11 protein-coding genes are annotated in these 18,349 nt (G+C 66.2%); 5 read left to right on the top strand and 6 right to left on the bottom strand.

What is annotated here, in order from left to right; all coding sequences use genetic code 11:
- Positions 1-237: 237 nt before the first annotated feature.
- Genes glgB through AC5RWT_RS25240 form a run of 3 tightly spaced genes read right to left on the bottom strand, consistent with a single transcriptional unit; the run spans position 238 to position 7,974 of the window.
- Complete coding sequence (glgB, locus tag AC5RWT_RS25250; protein WP_494082583.1) at positions 238-4,134, bottom strand: 1,4-alpha-glucan branching protein GlgB; 3,897 nt, start codon at positions 4,132-4,134, stop codon at positions 238-240.
- Positions 4,127-5,926 (bottom strand): maltose alpha-D-glucosyltransferase, encoded by a 1,800-nt coding sequence (treS, locus tag AC5RWT_RS25245; RefSeq protein ID WP_494082582.1) that lies wholly within the window; start codon positions 5,924-5,926, stop codon positions 4,127-4,129. The genes glgB and treS overlap by 8 nt, the downstream gene beginning before the upstream one ends.
- Positions 5,926-7,974 carry an alpha-1,4-glucan--maltose-1-phosphate maltosyltransferase gene (locus tag AC5RWT_RS25240; protein ID WP_494082585.1) on the bottom strand — a complete coding sequence of 683 codons (2,049 nt, stop codon included), beginning with the start codon at positions 7,972-7,974 and terminating at the stop codon, positions 5,926-5,928. The genes treS and AC5RWT_RS25240 overlap by 1 nt, the downstream gene beginning before the upstream one ends.
- Positions 7,975-8,120: 146 nt before the next feature.
- On the opposite strand from AC5RWT_RS25240, the gene glgP reads away from it, so the two are divergent.
- The 5 genes from glgP (at position 8,121) to AC5RWT_RS25215 (ending at position 13,978) form a co-directional block, all read left to right on the top strand.
- The gene (glgP, locus tag AC5RWT_RS25235) at positions 8,121-10,754 is read left to right on the top strand and encodes an alpha-glucan family phosphorylase (protein WP_494082581.1); all 2,634 of its coding nucleotides are present in this window, start codon (positions 8,121-8,123) and stop codon (positions 10,752-10,754) included.
- Between the two features lie 235 nt (positions 10,755-10,989).
- Positions 10,990-12,057 (top strand): YihY/virulence factor BrkB family protein, encoded by a 1,068-nt coding sequence (locus tag AC5RWT_RS25230; RefSeq protein ID WP_494082580.1) that lies wholly within the window; start codon positions 10,990-10,992, stop codon positions 12,055-12,057.
- Positions 12,058-12,105: 48 nt separating this feature from the next.
- Entirely contained in the window at positions 12,106-12,930 is an 825-nt protein-coding gene (locus AC5RWT_RS25225; RefSeq protein WP_494082579.1) for a hypothetical protein, read from the top strand.
- Positions 12,927-13,394, top strand: coding sequence for a phage holin family protein (locus AC5RWT_RS25220; protein ID WP_494082578.1), 468 nt, complete (start codon positions 12,927-12,929; stop codon positions 13,392-13,394). The genes AC5RWT_RS25225 and AC5RWT_RS25220 overlap by 4 nt, the downstream gene beginning before the upstream one ends.
- On the top strand, positions 13,391-13,978 hold the full coding sequence (locus AC5RWT_RS25215; protein ID WP_493969789.1) for a DUF3618 domain-containing protein: 588 nt from the start codon (positions 13,391-13,393) through the stop codon (positions 13,976-13,978). The genes AC5RWT_RS25220 and AC5RWT_RS25215 overlap by 4 nt, the downstream gene beginning before the upstream one ends.
- 94 nt (positions 13,979-14,072) lie before the next feature.
- Here AC5RWT_RS25215 and glgX read toward each other — a convergent pair whose 3' ends face one another.
- From glgX to AC5RWT_RS25200, 3 genes are all read right to left on the bottom strand, one after another.
- A complete protein-coding gene (glgX, locus tag AC5RWT_RS25210) occupies positions 14,073-16,067 on the bottom strand; it encodes a glycogen debranching protein GlgX (RefSeq protein WP_494082584.1) in 1,995 nt (664 codons plus the stop codon).
- A gap of 114 nt (positions 16,068-16,181) precedes the next feature.
- Positions 16,182-17,162, bottom strand: coding sequence for a 23S rRNA (guanosine(2251)-2'-O)-methyltransferase RlmB (gene rlmB / locus AC5RWT_RS25205; protein WP_493969788.1), 981 nt, complete (start codon positions 17,160-17,162; stop codon positions 16,182-16,184).
- A 111-nt stretch (positions 17,163-17,273) separates the two neighbouring features.
- Positions 17,274-18,349: cysteine--tRNA ligase (locus tag AC5RWT_RS25200; protein ID WP_494082577.1), on the bottom strand; the 1,076-nt coding region annotated here is incomplete at its 5' end.

The raw sequence follows: 18,349 nt of genomic DNA, 5'->3' as shown, positions 1-18,349 counted from the left end.
GGCACACTATTGAGTTCTCAAACAACAGGAGCACCCGGCACCAGGACGACCCTCTCAGGCCCTCCATCGCTCCGGAGCAACTTTTCTAACTTACCCGCGCCTTGGGTCTTTGTCAACCTGCCGTCCCGTTCCTCCCGTTGGCCGGAGCCTTCGGGCGGTTTCGTTTCGGCGGCCTTGGCCCCCTGCGCGGATATAAACTCTAGCACCGGTCGGCCCGGATGTAAATTCCACTGCGGTTCACCCTTCGTCCACCTGGACGGAGTTCCCGGCCGATGGCTTCAGGTACAGCACGCCCAGCGGGGGAACCCGCAACGTCACCGATGCCGGGCTGTCCTTCCACCCTCCCTCGACTGCGGTGAGGACCCCTGGGTTGGTGACGCCGGAGCCGCCGTAGTCGGCCGAGTCGGTATTCAAGGTCTCTTCCCATTCGCCTGCCCACGGCATCCCGAGCCTGAAGCCTTCATGGGGAGCCCCGGCAAAGTTCGCCACGCAGACCAGCGGGTTTCCTTGCTGGTCCCACCGAATGAAGGACAAGGTGTTGTGCGCGCCGTCGTTCTCATCGATCCACTGGAAGCCGGCCGGCTCATTGTCGCGCTCATACAACGCCGGGGTAGAGCGGTACACCCCGTTGAGATTGCGGACCAGCTGCTGCAGGCCCTTGTGCGGCACGTTCTCCGAAAGCCACCAGTCGAGCCCGTGCTGTTCGGACCATTCGGATTCCTGGCCGAACTCGGTGCCCATGAAGATCAGCTGCTTGCCCGGATGGGCCCATTGGAAGGCCAGGTACGCCCGCAGGTTGGCCAACTGCTGCCACCGGTCGCCGGGCATCTTGCGCAGCATCGAACCCTTGCCGTGCACTACCTCGTCATGGCTGATCGGCAGCAGGAAGTTCTCGGTGTAGGCATAGACCATCGAGAAGGTGGCCTTGCTGTGGTGGTACATCCGGTTGACCGGATCCTCGGCAATGTACTCGAGGGTGTCGTGCATCCAGCCCATGTTCCACTTCAGCCCGAACCCGAGGCCGCCGGCGCTGGTCGGGCGGGTCACGCCGTTGAACGCGGTGGATTCTTCCGCGATCATGACGATGCCCGGCACCCGTTTGTACGCTGTGGCGTTGGCTTCCTGCAGGAAGGAGATGGCCTCGAGGTTTTCGCGGCCGCCCTTGATGTTGGGGAACCACTCCCCTTCCTTGCGGGAGTAGTCGCGGTACAGCATGGAGGCGACCGCATCCACCCGGAGCCCGTCGATGTGGAATTCCTCCAGCCAGTACAAGGCATTGGCCACCAGGAAATTGCGCACTTCGCGGCGGCCGAAGTCGAAGATCAGCGTGCCCCAGTCAGGGTGCTCGCCCAGCCGCGGGTCGCCGTGTTCGTACAGCGGCTGGCCGTCAAACCGTGCCAGCGCCCACTCGTCCTTGGGGAAGTGAGCCGGAACCCAGTCCAGAATCACCCCGATGCCGGCCTGGTGCAGCTTGTCCACCAGGTACTTGAAGTCGTCCGGATGCCCGAAGCGGGACGTGGGCGCGTAATAGGAGGTGACCTGGTATCCCCAGGAGCCGCCGAACGGGTGCTCGGCCACCGGCATGAACTCCACGTGCGTGAAACCCTGCCAACTGACGTATTCGACGAGCTGTTCGGCCAGCTGCCGGTAGTCCAGTCCCAGCCGCCATGAGCCCAAATGAACCTCGTACACGCTCATCGGCCCGTTGTGCGGGTCGCGCATGGCACGCTGTTCCACCCACTGGTCATCGCCGAAGCGGTAATGCGATTCGACCACCCGCGAACCGGTCAGCGGCGGGACCTCGGTCCAGCGGGCCATCGGGTCGGCCTTTTCCCGCCACTGGCCATCCTGGCCGAGCACCTCGTACTTGTAGACGGCGCCGGCCTCCACACCGGGGAGGAACACTTCCCAGACACCTGATCCGCCCATCGAGCGCATCGCGTGGCGGGCACCGTCCCAGTGGTTGAAGTCGCCCTTGACCCGCACTGCCCGCGCATTGGGGGCCCAGACCGCGAAGCTGACGCCGGACGTGTCGCCCAACGCGGAATTGTAGCGCCGCACGTGGGAGCCCAACGCTGTCCACAGGGTTTCGTGGCGGCCCTCACCGATCAGGTGCAGGTCGATTTCGCCCAGGCTGGGCAGGTAGTGGTACGGATCGTCAGCGATGGCCGGAGCCCCGCCGTCGTAGGCCACTTCGAGGCGGTAGTCCGGGACGTGGCCGGGGTCGTCGGCGGGAAAGACCGCCACCCAAATGCCTTCGTGCTCGTGCTGCATCGGCACGCGCAGCGACGGCGTCACGACGGTGACGGAGTCGGCCAGGGGCCGCCGGGTCCGGACAGTCACCTGTCCGTGGTCGTCCAAATGCGCGCCAAGGACCGCATGCGGTTGGTGGTAGTAGCCGTGTGCGACGGCGGAGAGCACCTCCCGATCGACGTGGACGGGAGTGCCGGATCCGCTTCCCGACGACGGCGCTGACGGCGCGGATGTTTCCGCTGCTGCGGCCCGGACCGGTGCGCCGGCCGGTCCGGATTCCGGTGCCACGGCTGTGCCGGCCGGTCCGGAAGCTGCGGCGAGGGTGGTGGCTGTCCCTGCGTTCGCGGCGACAGCGGTCCCTTGGGCCGGACCCGGGCTTGCGGTGAAAGCAGAGGTCGCCCGGGCGGAACCGGCGGCAGCCGCGTCCTGGCTGCCAGTGGCTCCCGTTGCAGTACCGGCCAACGGTGCCAGCGCCTCGCGGACACCACGGACCGGAACCTGGACCCAGCGCGGGCGGTTGCGCTGTTCATAGACGACCTCGTAGAGCGCCTTGTCCAGGAGCAGTGCGAGGAAGAGGGTGGACGAGGTGTCCACCGGGTCGCCGGTTTCTTCACGGTAGCCGTCCAAAAAGGCTGCGCTGGCCCGTGCCGCCCACTCGTCGGCGTCGGCGCCGGCGGCATCTTCGGGCCCGGCCAGCCTGGCCACTCCGGCAGCGTAATCAAACGAACGCAGCATGCCCACCACATCGCGCAGCGGCACGTCGTCGGTGCCCCGGTCGCCCATGGGCCGCAGGGGTTCGCCCTCGAAGTCCAGCACTACCCAGCCCCGCTCGGCCGAGGACAGCACCTGGCCCAGATGGTAATCGCCGTGGATGCGCTGCAACTCCGGCAGCTCGCCCACCTGGTCCAGCCGGTCCAACAGCTCCTGCACCGCGTCATCCAGTGGTCCAACGGACGCACCGGCCTGCGCCCAGCCCCAGCGGATCCGGTCGGCCAGCGCAGACTTGAAAGCGGCGACGGCCTTTGCATCCGCCCGGTGGCCGCCCGCTGCGTCGCGAAGGCTGCGGTGGATCCTGCCGGTGACAGCACCGAGCAGCCGGGCCTGGAAACTGAAATCCGTGCCGTCCAGCGCCGAGCCGGACGCCGTACGCCAGGCGTCTTCACTGTCCGGGATGAATTCCCTCAGCACGCTCAGGTGGCCGGAATCCCACAAGCGGTCGCTGCCGTCGTCGTCCTGGCCGGGGGTGAGCCAGCCTCCGGTGACCCAGCCGTAGGTGGCCGGGACTTCGCGGCAGCCGGCCTCCGTGAGCAGCACGCCGACTTCGACGTCCGGGTTGGTGCCGGCTTCCAGCACCCGGAAAAACTTCACGATCAGCGGACCATGCTCCGACTCGACCACTACCGAGGTATTCGACTGCTCACCGAGCAGCACCTTGGACTGCAGCCCTGTGGCGAATTCCGGCCAGGATTCAAAACCGGCGCCTGCGTGGCCTCGCGAATGCCCATCGCCGGCCTCCGCCTGCCGCCGCATCAGTTCCAGCCAGGCCGCTACGAACACCGGGTCGTGCGCGCCGTCGTAAATCCAGCGCTCCCCCGCGCCGCCCGCATCCTCGGGTTCCTGCTGCGCCCGCCCGACCAGGGCAGCGTCCCCGCCGGCCAGAGGTTCCGGGCGGTAGCTTAGCGGCACGTTGACCACGTGGATGGCGTCCGCGGTGTGCACGCCGACGATGTGAACCTCGAGTCCCACCTGGCCGGCCGGGTCCTGCAGCCGGAGGCCGCCCAGCCGGCGCAGGGCCGTCTCCTGGCCCTTGGCCGGGAACCAACGCTGGGCGGGCAGCCACTGGTGCAGCAGTTCGGGAATGCTCGGCGTGAAATCAGGCATGTGTTGCCACCTCTGTTTCTAAGTCGGCGGGTCGGATGACGGGGAGGGCCTCGGTCTGCGGAGAGGCGGGGTTGGATGCGGCCGAACGCAGCCGCAGCCAGAAGAAATCGTGGCTGCCCAGCGTCAGGGTAAGTTGGCCAGCCTCGTCAAAGGCTGGAAACGGGACGCCGCCGAACGTGTCGCGAAGTCCGCGGCCGGCAAATTCCGGCAGCCGCAGCGGTGCGGCCACGGGGTGCTGGGAGAGGTTGAACACGCACAGCAGCACCTCTTTGTCCGCGCCGTCCGCATTGTCCTCCGGGACCTCGCGCAAAAAGGCCAGCACGGATTCCGATTCCACGGGCACGTTCCGGTAGCTGCCCACGCCGAAGGCCGGATGGGCTTTGCGCACCGACAGCATCTGGCGCAGCCAGTGCAGCAGCGAACTGTTGTGCGCCAGCTGCGCTTCAACGTTCACGTAGTTGTAGTGGTAGACCAGCGACTGCACCACGGGCAGGTACAGCTTGCCCGGGTCGGCAGTGGAAAACCCAGCGTTGCGGTCGGGGTTCCACTGCATCGGCGTGCGGGACGCATCGCGGTCCTCGAGCCAGATGTTGTCGCCCATGCCGATCTCATCCCCGTAATAGAGGAACGGGCTGCCCGGCAGCGACAGCAGCAGCGCGTGGATCAGTTCGATTTCGGCGCGCGAGTTATCCAGCAGCGGGGCCAGCCGGCGGCGGATCCCAATGTTGGAGCGCATGCGCGAATCCGGAGCGTACCAGCCGAACATCGCTTCGCGTTCTTCCCTGGTGACCATTTCCAGCGTCAGTTCGTCGTGGTTGCGCAGGAATGTTCCCCACTGCGCGCCGGCCGGAATGTCCGGCGTCTCCTCCATGGTGGCCACGATGGGCGCGGCTTTCTGGTCCCGCAGGGCGTAGTACAGCCGCGGCATGATCGGAAAGTGGAAGGCCATGTGGCATTCGGGCCGCAGCCGGCCGTCGTCGTCGTGCTGGCCGAAGTACTCCACCACTTCGTGCGGCAGCTGGTTGGCTTCGGCGATGATCACGCGGCCCGGGTATTCGGTGTCCACCAGGGCGCGCAGGTCCTGCAGGAAGGCGTGCGTGGCGGGCAGGTTTTCGCAGTTGGTGCCGTCTTCCTCGAACAGATAGGGAATGGCATCCGCGCGGAAACCGTCAATGCCTTGGTCCAGCCAGAACCGCACCACGTCAAACAAGGCCTCGATCACCTTGGGGTTTTCGAAATTCAGGTCCGGCTGGTGGCTGAAGAAGCGGTGCCAGTAGAACTGGCGGCGGATCGGGTCGAACGCCCAGTTGGAATCCTCGCTGTCCACGAAGATGATGCGGGCGTCCTGGTATTTCTCGTCAGTGTCGGACCAGACGTAGAAGTCGCCGTACGGCCCCTCCGGGTCCCGCCGGGACTGCTCGAACCAGTCGTGCTTGTCCGAGGTGTGGTTCAAGGGCAGGTCGATGATCACGCGCACACCGCGGGCGTGGGCCTCGGCCACCAGGCGCTTGAAGTCGCCGATGGTGCCGAACTCGTCCAGCACATCGAAGTAGTCCGCGACGTCATACCCGCCGTCGCGCAGCGGCGACTTGAAGAACGGCGGGATCCACAGGCAGTCCACGCCCAGCCACTGCAGATAGTCAAGCTTTTCGATCAGTCCGGAAAAGTCACCGGATCCATCGCCGTTCGCGTCCGCGAAGCCTCGCACCAGCACCTCGTAGAACACGGCCTTGCGGTACCAATGGGGATCATGGGACAGCCCCGGCGCGTGCAGCTGGAAGGGGCTGGCCATCAGCGGCTCCTTCGGATGTGCAGGATGTGGGCGGGTTCCACGTGCGCGTCCAGCCGCACGTAGTTGTGTTCGCCCCAGCGCCAGCTCTGCCCGGTCAGCAGGTCATCCACCCAGAACGTTCCGTCATCGTTGAAGTCCTCGTCGCGCAGCCCCAGCGCCGCCAAGTCCAGCGAGACAGTGGATTCCCGCGCGCTGTGCGGATCCACATTGACCACGACGACGATGGTGTCCCGCCTGCCGTTGTGGGTTTCGGGCAGGTGCTCCTTGTGTTTGGAGTACACCACGGTGGCCGGGTCTGTGCTCCGGTGCACGGTGAGGTTGCCCAGATCGCCCAGCGCCGGGTGGGCCCGCCTGATGGAGTTCAGCCGGGTCAGATACGGCGCCAGGGAGCGCCCTTCGGCCTCCGCCGCGGCAAAGTCGCGGGCCTTGTACTCGTACTTTTCGTTGTCGATGTACTCTTCGGCCCCCGGACGGGCCACGTGCTCGTACAGTTCGTACCCGGCGTACACACCCCAGAGCGGGCTGGCCGTGGCGGCCAGCACCGCGCGGACCTTGAACGCTGCCGGGCCGCCGTACTGCAGGTACTCCGTGAGGATGTCCGGAGTATTAACAAAGAAGTTCGGCCGGAAGAATGCCGCGCTCTCATGGCTGATCTCCGTGAAGTACTCTTCGATCTCTTCTTTGGTGTTGCGCCAGGTGAAGTAGCTGTAGGACTGCTGGAAGCCTGCCCTGCCCAGCGCATGCATCATCGCCGGCCGGGTGAAGGCCTCGGCGAGGAACACCACCTCCGGGTGCTCGCGGTTCACCGTCCCGATCAGCCATTCCCAGAACCACAACGGTTTGGTGTGCGGGTTGTCCACCCGGAAGATCTTCACTCCGTGCGAGATCCACAGCTTCACAATCCGCAGGACCTCTTCGGAAAGACCTCGCGGGTCATTGTCGAAATTGAGCGGGTAAATGTCCTGGTATTTCTTCGGCGGATTCTCCGCGAAGGCGATGGTGCCGTCGGCCCGGGTGGTGAACCATTCCGGGTGCTCCGTGGCCCACGGGTGATCCGGGGCCGCCTGCAGCGCCAGATCCAGTGCCACCTCCAGGCCGAGCGCTTCGGCAGCGGCCACGAACGCGTCGAACTGCTCGAATCCGCCGAGGTCGGGGTGGATGGCGTCGTGTCCGCCGTCCTTGGAACCGATGGCCCACGGCGATCCGGGATCCCCGGGACCGGCGGTCAGCGTGTTGTTCGGCCCCTTGCGGTTGACCTCGCCGATCGGATGGATCGGCGGCAGATAGATCACGTCGAACCCCATCGCGGCCACGGCCGGAAGCCGCTCGGCCGCCGTCGTGAAGTCTCCGGACGTCCAAGTGCCCTCCGCGGGGTCGAAGTGGGCGCCTTCGGATCGCGGGAAGAATTCGTACCAGGCGCCGCGTCCGGCCCGCTCCCGCTCCACCAGGAGGGGGTACTGCTTGGACGGGCTGACCAGGCTGCGGATTGGATGAGCGGCCACGGCGTCCAGGACAGCGTGCGAGGTTCCCGCGGCCAAACGTTCATGCACCGACAGCGATTCGTCGCCGATGACGGCGGCGGCATCGCGCAGCACCTGCGCGTTCTCCGCCGGCCGCCCGTCGTCGCCAGCGGCTTTCTCCAGCAGCTGTTTCCCTTCGGTCAGCATCAACTCCACATCGACACCGGCGGCGATCTTCACCTCGGCGTTGTGCCGCCACGTGGCGTAATCATCGCCCCAGCCTTCCACGTGGAAGGACCAAAGACCGGTACCGGTCGGCCGGAGGGTGCCGTGCCAACGGTCGGTGCCGGCGGCGCCGGGCGCGAGCCTGGCCCGCTGAACCGGCTGGCCGTCGGGGTCGAACAGCACCGCGGTGGCACCGATCTTGTCGTGGCCTTCCCGGAAGACCGTGGCGGCCACCTCTATATCCTCGCCCGGGATGGCTTTGGCCGGGAACTCGCCGCCGTCGACCACTGGCCACACGTCGACGACCGGGATCCGGCCGAATTTCAGGCGCGGTACTGGTTGGGACTTGCTGTGCTCCTGCATCGAAGTCGTCACAAGACTAGACGTTAGCGAGATTCCCTCCCGAATGCGAAGAACCCCTGGGCCCTCCGGACGTGTTGGCGGCCAGTTCGGCGCGCTTTTACCTGCCGGTCATTACCGGCGCCGGTATGTGCGCTAGCCTAGGCCGGGTGAAGGCCATCCGCAGGTTTACTGTCCGTACTGTCCTCCCCGAGAGCATCGCTCCCCTCGCCCGTTTGGCAGGCAATCTCCGCTGGTCCTGGCACCGGCCCACTCAGCAACTGTTCGAGCGGTTGGACCCGCAGGCCTGGGCCGACGTACGCCATGATCCGGTGGCTTTGCTCGGCTCGTTTACGCGCGAAAGGCTGCGGGTGCTCGCTGCGGACCAGGACGTGGTGGCGCGGGTGCGCGAGCTGGACGCCGACCTGGAGCAGTACCTGACCGAAGACCGGTGGTACCAGACGCTGGGAGGGGAAGCACCGGCGTCGATCGCTTACTTCTCCCCGGAGTACGGCATCAGCCATGTGCTTCCGCAATACTCCGGCGGCCTGGGCATCCTGGCCGGCGACCATCTGAAAGCCGCATCCGATCTGGGCGTGCCGCTGGTCGGCGTGGGCCTGCTCTACGCCGCCGGGTACTTCAAGCAGTCCCTGAGCCGCGATGCCTGGCAGCAGGAGACCTACCCTGTGCTGGATCCTGACGGGCTGCCGCTGACGCTGCTGCGCGAGGACGACGGGACTCCGGCCCAGATCACGCTGCCGCTGCCGAACGGGCGCAAGCTCGGCGCCTACATCTGGCGCGCCGATGTGGGCCGGGTGCCGCTGCTGCTGCTGGATTCCAACATCCCTGGCAACGACGAAGCGGCGCGCGGCATCACCGACCGGCTCTACGGCGGCGGCGGTGACCACCGCCTCCAGCAGGAGCTGCTGCTGGGCATGGGCGGGGTGAAGGCGCTGCGCATCCACCAGCGGCTGACCGGTGCCCCGGCTCCGGAGGTCTTCCACACGAACGAAGGGCATGCAGGCTTCCTCGGCGTCGAGCGCATCCAGGAGCTGGCGGCCGCCGGCCTGAACTGGGACGAGGCACTGGCGGCGGGCCGGGCCAACACCGTATTCACCACCCACACGCCGGTGCCTGCCGGCATCGACCGGTTCGACAAGGCACAGATCCAGCACTTCTTCAGTGCCGGTCTGGCCCCGGATGTGCCCACCGCCAAGATCCTGGAACTCGGGGATGAGAATTACGACGGCGGGGATCCGGCCAAGTTCAACATGGCCGTGATGGGCCTGCGGCTGGCACAGCGGGCCAACGGCGTGGCCAAGCTGCACGGTGTGGTCTCGCGCGGCATGTTCTCGGGGCTCTGGCCGGGCTTCGACCAAGAGGAAGTGCCGATCACCTCGGTGACCAACGGGGTGCATGTGCCGACCTGGGTCGATCCCCGGATCGCGGAGTACGCTCGGTCCGCGTTCGGTGACGAAACGGTGATCGCGCGCCAGTGGGACCGGGTCTACGACGTTTCCGACGAGGACATCTGGGCACTGCGCCGGAGCCTGCGGGCGGCCTTGATCGAGGATGTCCGCCGCCGGCTGCGCGCCTCCTGGAAGAAGCGGGGGGCCGCCGACGCGGAACTGGCCTGGACCGACAACGTGCTGGACCCGGACGTCTTGACCATCGGCTTCGCCCGGCGGGTGCCAACCTACAAGCGGCTGACCCTGATGCTGCGCGACCCGGCCCGGCTCAAGGCGCTGCTGCTGCACCCGCAACGGCCGGTCCAACTGGTCATTGCCGGCAAGTCCCACCCGGCGGATGAACAGGGCAAGCGGATGATCCAGGACTTGGTCCGGTTCACCGACGACCCCGAGGTCCGGCACCGGATCGTGTTCCTGCCCAATTACGACATTGCCATGGCCCGCACGCTGTTCCCGGGCTGCGATGTGTGGCTGAACAATCCGCTGCGCCCGCTGGAAGCCTGCGGAACGTCCGGCATGAAGGCAGCGATCAACGGCGGTCTGAACCTCTCCGTGCTGGACGGCTGGTGGGACGAGATGTACGACGGCGACAATGGCTGGGCCATTCCCACGGCCAACCCATCGACCGATGCCGGGACCGACGACCTGTTCAACGCCGACGAGCGGGACGATATCGAAGCGTCCGCGCTCTACGACCTCATCGAGCACCACGTGGCCCCCCGCTTCTACGCGTCCGAAATCTCCGAGGGCGCCGGGGCAGCGGGCCCGTCCCAGCCGGCGGCTGCCGACACCGTTCCGCACCAGTGGATCGCGATGATCAAGCACACGCTGGCCAACCTGGGACCGGCGGTTTCCGCCGAACGGATGCTGCACGACTATGTTGAGAAGCTCTACCGCCCCGCCTGGGCTTCCGGCAGGACCGCCCGCACGGATGATTTTGCAGCGGCCAAAGAACTGGCGGCGTGGACCAGCAGGGTCCGGGCGGCTTGGGACGATGTGTCCGTGGAGCATGTGGACTCGATGGGCATCACCGACGAACCGCAGATCGGCGAGTCCCTGACGGTCAACGCCTACGTGCGGCTCGGCCCGCTGGCACCGGGAAGCGTCACCGTCCAGGTGGTGCACGGCCAGGTGACCGAAAACGACGATCTGGCCCAGACCTCAAGCGACGAACTCGCGATGGGCGACGAATTGGGCGATGGCCGCTACCTCTTCACCGGCACCGTCACCATCGACCGCTCCGGTTCGTTTGGCTACAGCGTCCGGGTGCTGCCCAGGCACCCGGCGTTGGCCAATCAGGCCGAACTCGGCCTGGTGGCGAACGCGGCCAGCTAAATTCTTCCGCGTCTTCCCCGCCGCGTTTCCTGCCCTCCGTGAAGCTTCCCGGCTGGCAGGAAACGCTGCCTTTTGCGGCCGGATTTTTTCTGCTGGATGGCCCGCTTCTGCCCCGGGTTAGAGCGGAAGTTCACGCCTTCGTACGTCCTTCTGTGCGTCGCACCCCTTTATTATCAGCATGCTGACTAATAGCATGAGGGTGTTCCGTCCGAACGGAACGCCAAGGAGGCGAAACATGGGAACCAGTACCGAGCAGGGCGCGGCACCACCGCCTGACCATGAGGACAAGCCGCAAAGTCCCCCGCAGGTTAAGAAGGCTTCGTGGAAGTACATCTTCCGCAAGACCATCCGCGAGTTCTCCGCTGATCAGTGCACGGATCTGGCGGCGGCGCTGACTTACTACGCGGTGCTTTCCCTGTTCCCGGGTCTGCTCGCTTTGGTTTCCATTCTGGGTTTGGTCGGACAAGCCGAACAAACCACCAACGCCATGATGGATTTGGTTGGACAGGTGGCACCGGGCCAGGCGCTCGATATCATCCGCCAGCCAATCCAGCAGCTGGCCAGCTCCCAAGGAGCCGGACTCGCGTTCGTCATCGGTCTCGTGGGTGCGATCTGGTCGGCTTCCGGCTACGTCGCCGCCTTCGGCCGTGCGACTAACAGGATCTACGAGGTTGAGGAGGGGCGGCCGTTCTGGAAGCTCCGTCCCACGATCCTGCTGGTCACCGTGGTGGTGCTGCTGCTGGCCGTCATGATGATGCTGATGCTGGTGCTCTCCGGTCCGGTGGCCGAGGCCATCGGCTCAATGATCGGGCTCGGCGGGGCGGCAGTGGCCGTCTGGGACATCGCCAAGTGGCCGGTGCTGGTGGTCTTCGCCATCGCGATTATCGCGTTGCTGTACTACGCCACCCCCAACGTGAAGCAGCCGAAATTCCGCTGGATGAGCCTGGGCGCCCTCATCGCGCTGGTCGTGATGGCCCTGGCAACCCTCGGCTTTGCCTTCTATGTGGCCAATTTCAGCAAGTACAACCAAACGTACGGAGCCATCGGCGGCGTGATTGTGCTGCTGCTGTGGTTCTGGCTGGTAAATCTTGCCCTGCTGTTCGGCGCCGAGTTCGATGCCGAAACCGAGCGGGGACGCCAACTCCAGGCCGGAATCCCGGCCGAGGAAGATATCCAGCTTCCGGTCCGGGACTCCCGAAAGATCGAGAAGCAGCAGAAGAAGGAGAAGGAGGACATCACGCGGGGACGAGATCTGCGCCGCAAGTACGGGCAGGAAGAAGAGCAATCCCGTGAGCACAGCTGATCAGCATCAGGACCGACAGGAAGAACCCGACAAGGAAAAGGAATTGCCATGACCAAGAATCCACATTCCGGCAGTTACGACGAGGGCGTTCCCGTTTACCCAGCAGGAGGCGCGACTACCCCGCCACCTTCGACTCCGCCGACCACCGGCCAGTCCAAGAGCGACACAGCGAAGACAGAGGCCAGGGAAGTGGGGCGCGAGGGAGCTGAGGCAGGACAGCAGGTTGCCCAAACGGCCAAGGGGGAAGCAAAGCAGGTAGCGCACGAAGCCAAGGAAAAGGCACGCAACCTGATGTCCGAACTGGGCGATGACGTCCGCGGACAGGCGAACACGCAGCAGCAGCGCGTGGCCTCCGGCATCCGGTCCATCGGGGAAGAGCTGAGCTCCATGGCCCGTAATTCCGATCAGTCCGGCACCGCGACCAACTTGGTCAGCCGGGCCGCAGATCGGGCGGACTCCGTCGCCGGCTGGCTGGAGAACCGCGACCCGGGATCCCTGCTGGACGAGGTCAAGCGTTTTGCCCGAAGGCGTCCCGGTGCCTTCCTCGCCATCGCGGCCGGTGCCGGCGTCCTGGCTGGCCGCCTGACCAAGGGTCTGACCGCCGACAGCGACTCCTACGACGGCACCGCCGGCGGGCGCGTGGGAACGCACCGTGCCACCGCGGGCCCCGTCTACGGTTCGGCGGGAACTACCGGAAGCTACGACACCCAGAGCGCCGCGGGCTTTGCTGCTCCGGACGCACAGACCGGCTCAGCCATCGGTGGAGCACCTGCGTACCCGGAGACCGCCTACCCGACGGGCGAACCGTCCGTCGGAGGCCGGGGCACAGCAATCCCGGAGCGGGACCCATTTAACGACGGAGGGGCCCGATGAGCCATCAGCAGGTGCCGGGTCCCGGCAACCAGCGGGTGCCCGGGCAGGATGCCGCCGAACCAACACGGGCGGAAATCAAGGCAGAGAATGAGTCTCTCGGCGACTTGCTCAGCCAAGTCAGCGAGGACATCTCCGTGCTGATGCGGCAGGAATTGGAGCTGGCGAAGGCCGAGCTCAAGGAAACCGGCGCCAGGGCGGGCAAGGGGGCAGGCATGCTGGGCGGAGCCGGTGTAGCCGGCCACTTCGTCCTCCTGTTCCTGTCCTTGGCCCTGTGGGCCGCGATCGCTGCCGGTATCGGCTGGGCTTGGTCCGGCCTGATCGTGGCAGTCATCTGGGCGATCATCGCCGCCATTCTGTATGCGGTCGGCCGGAAGCAGCTCAAGACCGTTCAGGGGATGCCACGCACCACCGAGTCAATGAAGAAGATTCCGGAAACATTGAAGCCAAGTGAGGAAGCGCTATGAGCCAGTCACCCGAAGAAATCCGAGCCGATATTGAACGGACCCGCGCCCGGCTGGGTACCGATGTCGACGCTGTGGCGGAAAAGGCCTCGCCGTCGAACATCGTCCACCGGCAGACGGACAAAATGAAGGATTCCGTGGGCCGCGTCAAGGACAAGATCATGGGTGCTGCCGACGACGCCGGCAGCAACACCCGCTCCATGGTGCACGACGCCGGTGAGATGGCCAGCGGCGCACCGCGCCAGATTGCCCGCCAGGCACAGGGCAACCCGGTGGCAGCAGGCTTGGTCGCCTTCGGCGCCGGCTGGTTGCTGTCCTCGTTGTTCCCGTCCAGCCGCGTGGAGCAGCAGGCCGCGGAAAAGGTCAAGGAACAGGCTGAACCGGTCGTGCAGGAAGTCAAGGACTCTGCCCGCCAGGTAGCCCAGGACATGAAGGAACCGGCCCGCGAGGCCGCCGAAGACCTGAAGTCCTCGGCGCAGGACTCGGTGGACCGGGTCAAATCCGAAGGCACGTCCGCGGCGCAGGACGTGAAGGAACGGGCCCAGGAAGCCCGCGGAAATGTCCAGGACACCTCCGGGCAGATCTAATCCGCTGTAGCTCGCGAGACAGCTCGCGACGCACCGCGCGCTGGTCCGGCGCCGGGAGAGCCGCTCAGGCCTCCCGGCGCCGGCCGCGTTAAGCTCAGGAGCGGTAAACCGACACCGTATTGGCGCCCACGGTGTCCTTCTCCCCGCTGCGGACCTTGGCCCCGCGCCGGTGCTCATCACGATGGGACGTGGTGTACAGCAACTCGAACAGGTGCTTCCCGCCACGGCGCCCGCCAAAGTCCTGGAGGGAGCGCGCGGTGGGCATCACGATCTTTTGCGGCTGGTTCCCGCCGTTGATCACCACCAGCCCGTCGATCGCGCCTTGGGGGGAGCCCATCAGCAGTTGAACCATCCGGCATTCCGGGTTGTTCCAGTCATCGGGCGTCATCGGTTCGCCGTCGGCATTGAACCAGAGCAGGAAAGAACTCTCTTCCCGTGCCGGGTAGTTGTACGGCTGGTGCGCCAGGAAAGACCGGCGGATCTGGATAAGCCGGCGGGTGGCACGAAACATCCGGAGTTCGCGCTCATCCAACTGCCAATTGGTCCATGCCAGTTCGTTGTCCTGGCAGTACGCGTTGTTGTTGCCCTGCTGGCTGCGGCCCAGCTCGTCACCGGCGCAGATCATCGGCACGCCGAGCGACAGCAGCAGCGTCGCCATCAGATTCCGTGCGCTGTGGTCGCGGGCGTCGAGGATCCGGCTGTCCCCGGTATGCCCTTCGATGCCGTGGTTGTAACTGCGGTTATGGTCTTGGCCGTCGCGGTTTTCTTCGCCGTTGTCTTCATTGTGCTTGCGGTTGTACGCCGTCAGGTCGGCCAGCGTGAAACCGTCGTGAGCGGTGACGAAATTGAGTGAGGCCAGCGCCGTGCGGCCAGACCCGGCGAACAGCTCGGTGGATCCGGCCAGGCATCCGGCCAGCCTCGCTACGGTCCCGGCCGGTTCACCCGCAGCCAAAGCAGCCTGGTCACCCAACCAGAAATCGCGGGCGGTGTCGCGGAAGCGGTCGTTCCAGTCCGTCCAGCCCGGCGGGAAGTGCCCGGTCTGCCAACCGCCGTCGCCCACGTCCCAGGGCTCGGAGATGAGCTTGGTCCCGGACAGGACTGAATCGGCACCGACGGCCACGAGGAAGGGATGGCGGGGATTGAAATGGTTGTTTCCGTCGCGGGCCAACGATGCCGCCAGGTCAAAGCGGAAACCGTCGATGTGGAACTCCTCTACCCAGTAGCGGAGTGAATCGAGGGCCAGCTGGATGACGCGCGGCTCGTTGAAGTCCATCGTGTTTCCGCAGCCGGTGGTGTCCAGGTAGTTGCCGTGGCCGTCGTGCCGGTAATACACCTGATCCGCCAGTCCCCGGAAGGAGTAGGTGTCCTGCTCCTTTCCGCCCTCGGCGGTGTGGTTGTAGACCACGTCCAGGACCACCTCGAGCCCGGCTGCATGCAGCTGCTTGACCATGGTGCGGAATTCGTCCTGCACCGCCCGCGGTCCTCCGGCCTGGGCAGCAGCCGTCGCATAACCGGGCCACAGGGCGAAAAAACCGAGCGTGTTGTAGCCCCAGTAGTTGGCCAGTCCCAGGTTCTGCAAGTGCGGTTCGTCCAGGTGGTAGTGCACCGGCAGCAATTCCACCGTGGTGATCCCCAGCGCGAGCAGATAATCGATCATCACCGGATGGGCCAGACCGGCGTAGGTGCCGCGCAGTTCCTCCGGGATCTCCGGGTGCAGCATGGTCTGGCCCTTGACGTGGCACTCGTAGACCACTGTGTCCCGCCAGGGCACGTGCGGGCGGGCGTCGTTCTCCCAGTCGTACCCACCGGTGACGTGGACGGAACGCAGCACACCGCCGTCGTTGTCAATGGCACGGCCGTAGGGGTCCAGCAACAGCTGCCCGGATGCCGGAGATTCCTCGCCGTGCGGCCAGAAGGCGTACCGGCAGCCGCCCTCCAGTCCGTTGACCGTGCCGTGGTGGACCCCGTCGGTGAGTGCCGTTAGCTCAGCGCGCTGCCATGCGCCTGAAGCATCCTCAAAGTGCACGTCCATGGTCCCGAACCCCGGCGCGAAGACCGCCACGTTCACCGCACCCGGAATCGGCGGCATGCCGGGGGCGGAGTGGCTGACACCGAGCGGGAAGGCACGCGAAAGCTGCGCCTGCCGCGCGGGCGGCTCAGGGGAAAGGATCTTGGCGTGACGGGCCAATCGGTCCACCTGCTCCTAGCGGGCGCGCTGCCGCGAAATTTCGTACAGGCTGATGCCCACGGCCATCGATGCATTGAGCGATTCCATGGCCGAGTCGATCGGGATGGAGACAATCTGGTCGCAGTGCTCGCGGACCAGTCGGGACAGGCCCTTGCCCTCGGATCCGACCACCAGGCACACCGGCTCGGTGGCCAGCGACAGATCCGGCAGCGAGACGTCGCCGTCGCCGTCCAGCCCGAGCACGAAGATGCCCAGCTGTTGGAAGGCCTTGAGGGTGTTGGTCAGGTTGCTCGCCTTGGCCACGGGCACGCGGACCGCCGCGCCGGCGCTGGTCTTCCAGGCGGAGGCCGTCATTCCTACCGAACGGCGTTCCGGCACAATCACACCGTGGCCGCTGAACGCGGAAGCGGAGCGGATGATGGCGCCAAGGTTGCGCGGGTCGGTGATGCCGTCCAGTGCCACGAACAGCGGGGCGTTGTTGATGTAGCCCTTCTTGAACTTGGCCATCGTTTCCTCAGCCAGTTCCAGCGCGTCCTGGTACTCGTAGGGCGGGATCTGCAGCGCCAGGCCCTGGTGGACGGCGTCGTCGGTCATCCGGTCCAGTTCCGGCTTGTGCGATTCGAGCACCGGGACGCCGCGTTCGGCGGCAATTTTCAGGGACTCCCTGACGCGGTCGTCCATCTCGATCCGGACCGCCACATGCAGTGCCTTGGCTGGTACCCCGGCGCGCAGGGCTTCCACCACCGAGTTGCGTCCGGTGACCATCTCGCCCGAAGACTTACCGCGGCGGGGGGCCGGGCCGCGCTGTCCGCTGGGGCGCTTGGCCGCCGAACGGTCGGACAGCTGCTTGGCGCGGTAGGCCTTGTGGTACGGGCGGTCTTCGGCTTTCGGCGTCGGCCCCTTGCCTTCGAGCGCTTTGCGCCCGTGGCCGCCGGTTCCTGTGGTGGGTCCCTTCTTGGACTTGCGCACCGCTCCGGGGCGAGGTTTGTTGGCCATCGAAAACTACCTTTGTGTTTGGGGAAGATACGTTCCCGCGTGCGCACATTTGCTGTTCGCCCGACGGGAGTCGTCTGGCTTAAAGGGTACCGCCAACCATGCCGGCTGCCGTCAGCCGAGATTCCAGCTGGCGCCGTCGGCCGAATCCTCCACCACGATCCCGGCGGCAGCCAAGGTGTCGCGGATGGCATCGGCCCGCGCCCAGTCCTTCGCTTCGCGGGCCAGCCGGCGTTCCTCTAGCTGGGCGCGCACCAGCGTGTCCAAGGCCTGGTGGACCGCGGCGTCCGCGCCGCCGCTGCTCCAATGCGGATCCAGCGGGTTGATGTAGAGCACGTCGGTCATCGCCATGACCTGGTGCAGCGCGCGGGTGGCCGCTTCCTTGTCCTTGGCGTCCAGGGCCGTGTTGCCGGCACGGACCGTCTCGTGGACCACGGCCAGTGCCTGCGGCACGTTAAGGTCGTCGTCCATGGCCGCGGCGAAAGCCTCCGGGACGCTTTCGGTGACAAACAAGCCGAACTGGCCCTCGCCGTAGACGAACTTCAGCGCCCGCTGCATGAAGCCCTCGATCCGCTCAACCGCGGCGGCGGCCTCCGCCAGCGAGCCGGGGTTGTAGTCCAGCGCCGACCGGTACTGGGCCTGGCCCAGGTAGTAGCGCACCACCAGCGGCTTCGCGTCCTGAAGCATCTGCGCAGGGGTGATGATGTTGCCGATTGACTTGGACATCTTCTCGCCTTCGAAGGTGACCATGCCGTTGTGCATCCAGAAGTTGGCGAAACCGTGCCCGGCGGCCCGGGACTGGGCCACCTCGTTCTCGTGGTGCGGGAACCGCAGGTCCAGCCCGCCGCCGTGGATGTCGAATTCGGTGCCCAGGTACTTAGTGACCATGGCCGAGCACTCCAGGTGCCAGCCCGGCCGGCCGGCTCCCCATGGGCTGGACCAGCTGGCCGTCTCCGGCTCGCCCTCCTTGTGCCCCTTCCAGAGCGCAAAGTCGCGCGGATCCTTCTTGCCGCGCGGGCCGGCGTCGGGGGCGGCCTGCATGTCCTCGATCCGCTGATGCGTCAGCGATCCGTATTCCGGCCACGAGCGCACATCGAAGTAGACGTCGCCGGAATCGTCCAGCGCCGGGTAGGCGTGGCCGCGGTCGATCAGCTGCTGGATCAACCGGTGCATCTCCGGGATGTGGCCGG

The organism is Arthrobacter sp. Dra40, from assembly GCF_059091905.1.
Note: the sequence above shows the minus strand (reverse complement) of the source record. Positions and strands in the feature narration are given on the sequence as shown.

Excerpts from the sequence above, each read along its gene's own strand:
- glgX (WP_494082584.1), bottom strand. The coding sequence starts at position 16,067 with ATGCCGCCGATTCCGGGTGCGGTGAACGTGGCGGTCTTCGCGCCGGGG.
- AC5RWT_RS25215 (WP_493969789.1), top strand. The coding sequence starts at position 13,391 with ATGAGCCAGTCACCCGAAGAAATCCGAGCCGATATTGAACGGACCCGC.
- AC5RWT_RS25225 (WP_494082579.1), top strand. The coding sequence starts at position 12,106 with ATGACCAAGAATCCACATTCCGGCAGTTACGACGAGGGCGTTCCCGTT.
- AC5RWT_RS25230 (WP_494082580.1), top strand. The coding sequence starts at position 10,990 with ATGGGAACCAGTACCGAGCAGGGCGCGGCACCACCGCCTGACCATGAG.
- AC5RWT_RS25240 (WP_494082585.1), bottom strand. The coding sequence starts at position 7,974 with ATGCAGGAGCACAGCAAGTCCCAACCAGTACCGCGCCTGAAATTCGGC.
- treS (WP_494082582.1), bottom strand. The coding sequence starts at position 5,926 with ATGGCCAGCCCCTTCCAGCTGCACGCGCCGGGGCTGTCCCATGATCCC.
- glgB (WP_494082583.1), bottom strand. The coding sequence starts at position 4,134 with ATGCCTGATTTCACGCCGAGCATTCCCGAACTGCTGCACCAGTGGCTG.
- rlmB (WP_493969788.1), bottom strand. The coding sequence starts at position 17,162 with ATGGCCAACAAACCTCGCCCCGGAGCGGTGCGCAAGTCCAAGAAGGGA.
- AC5RWT_RS25220 (WP_494082578.1), top strand. The coding sequence starts at position 12,927 with ATGAGCCATCAGCAGGTGCCGGGTCCCGGCAACCAGCGGGTGCCCGGG.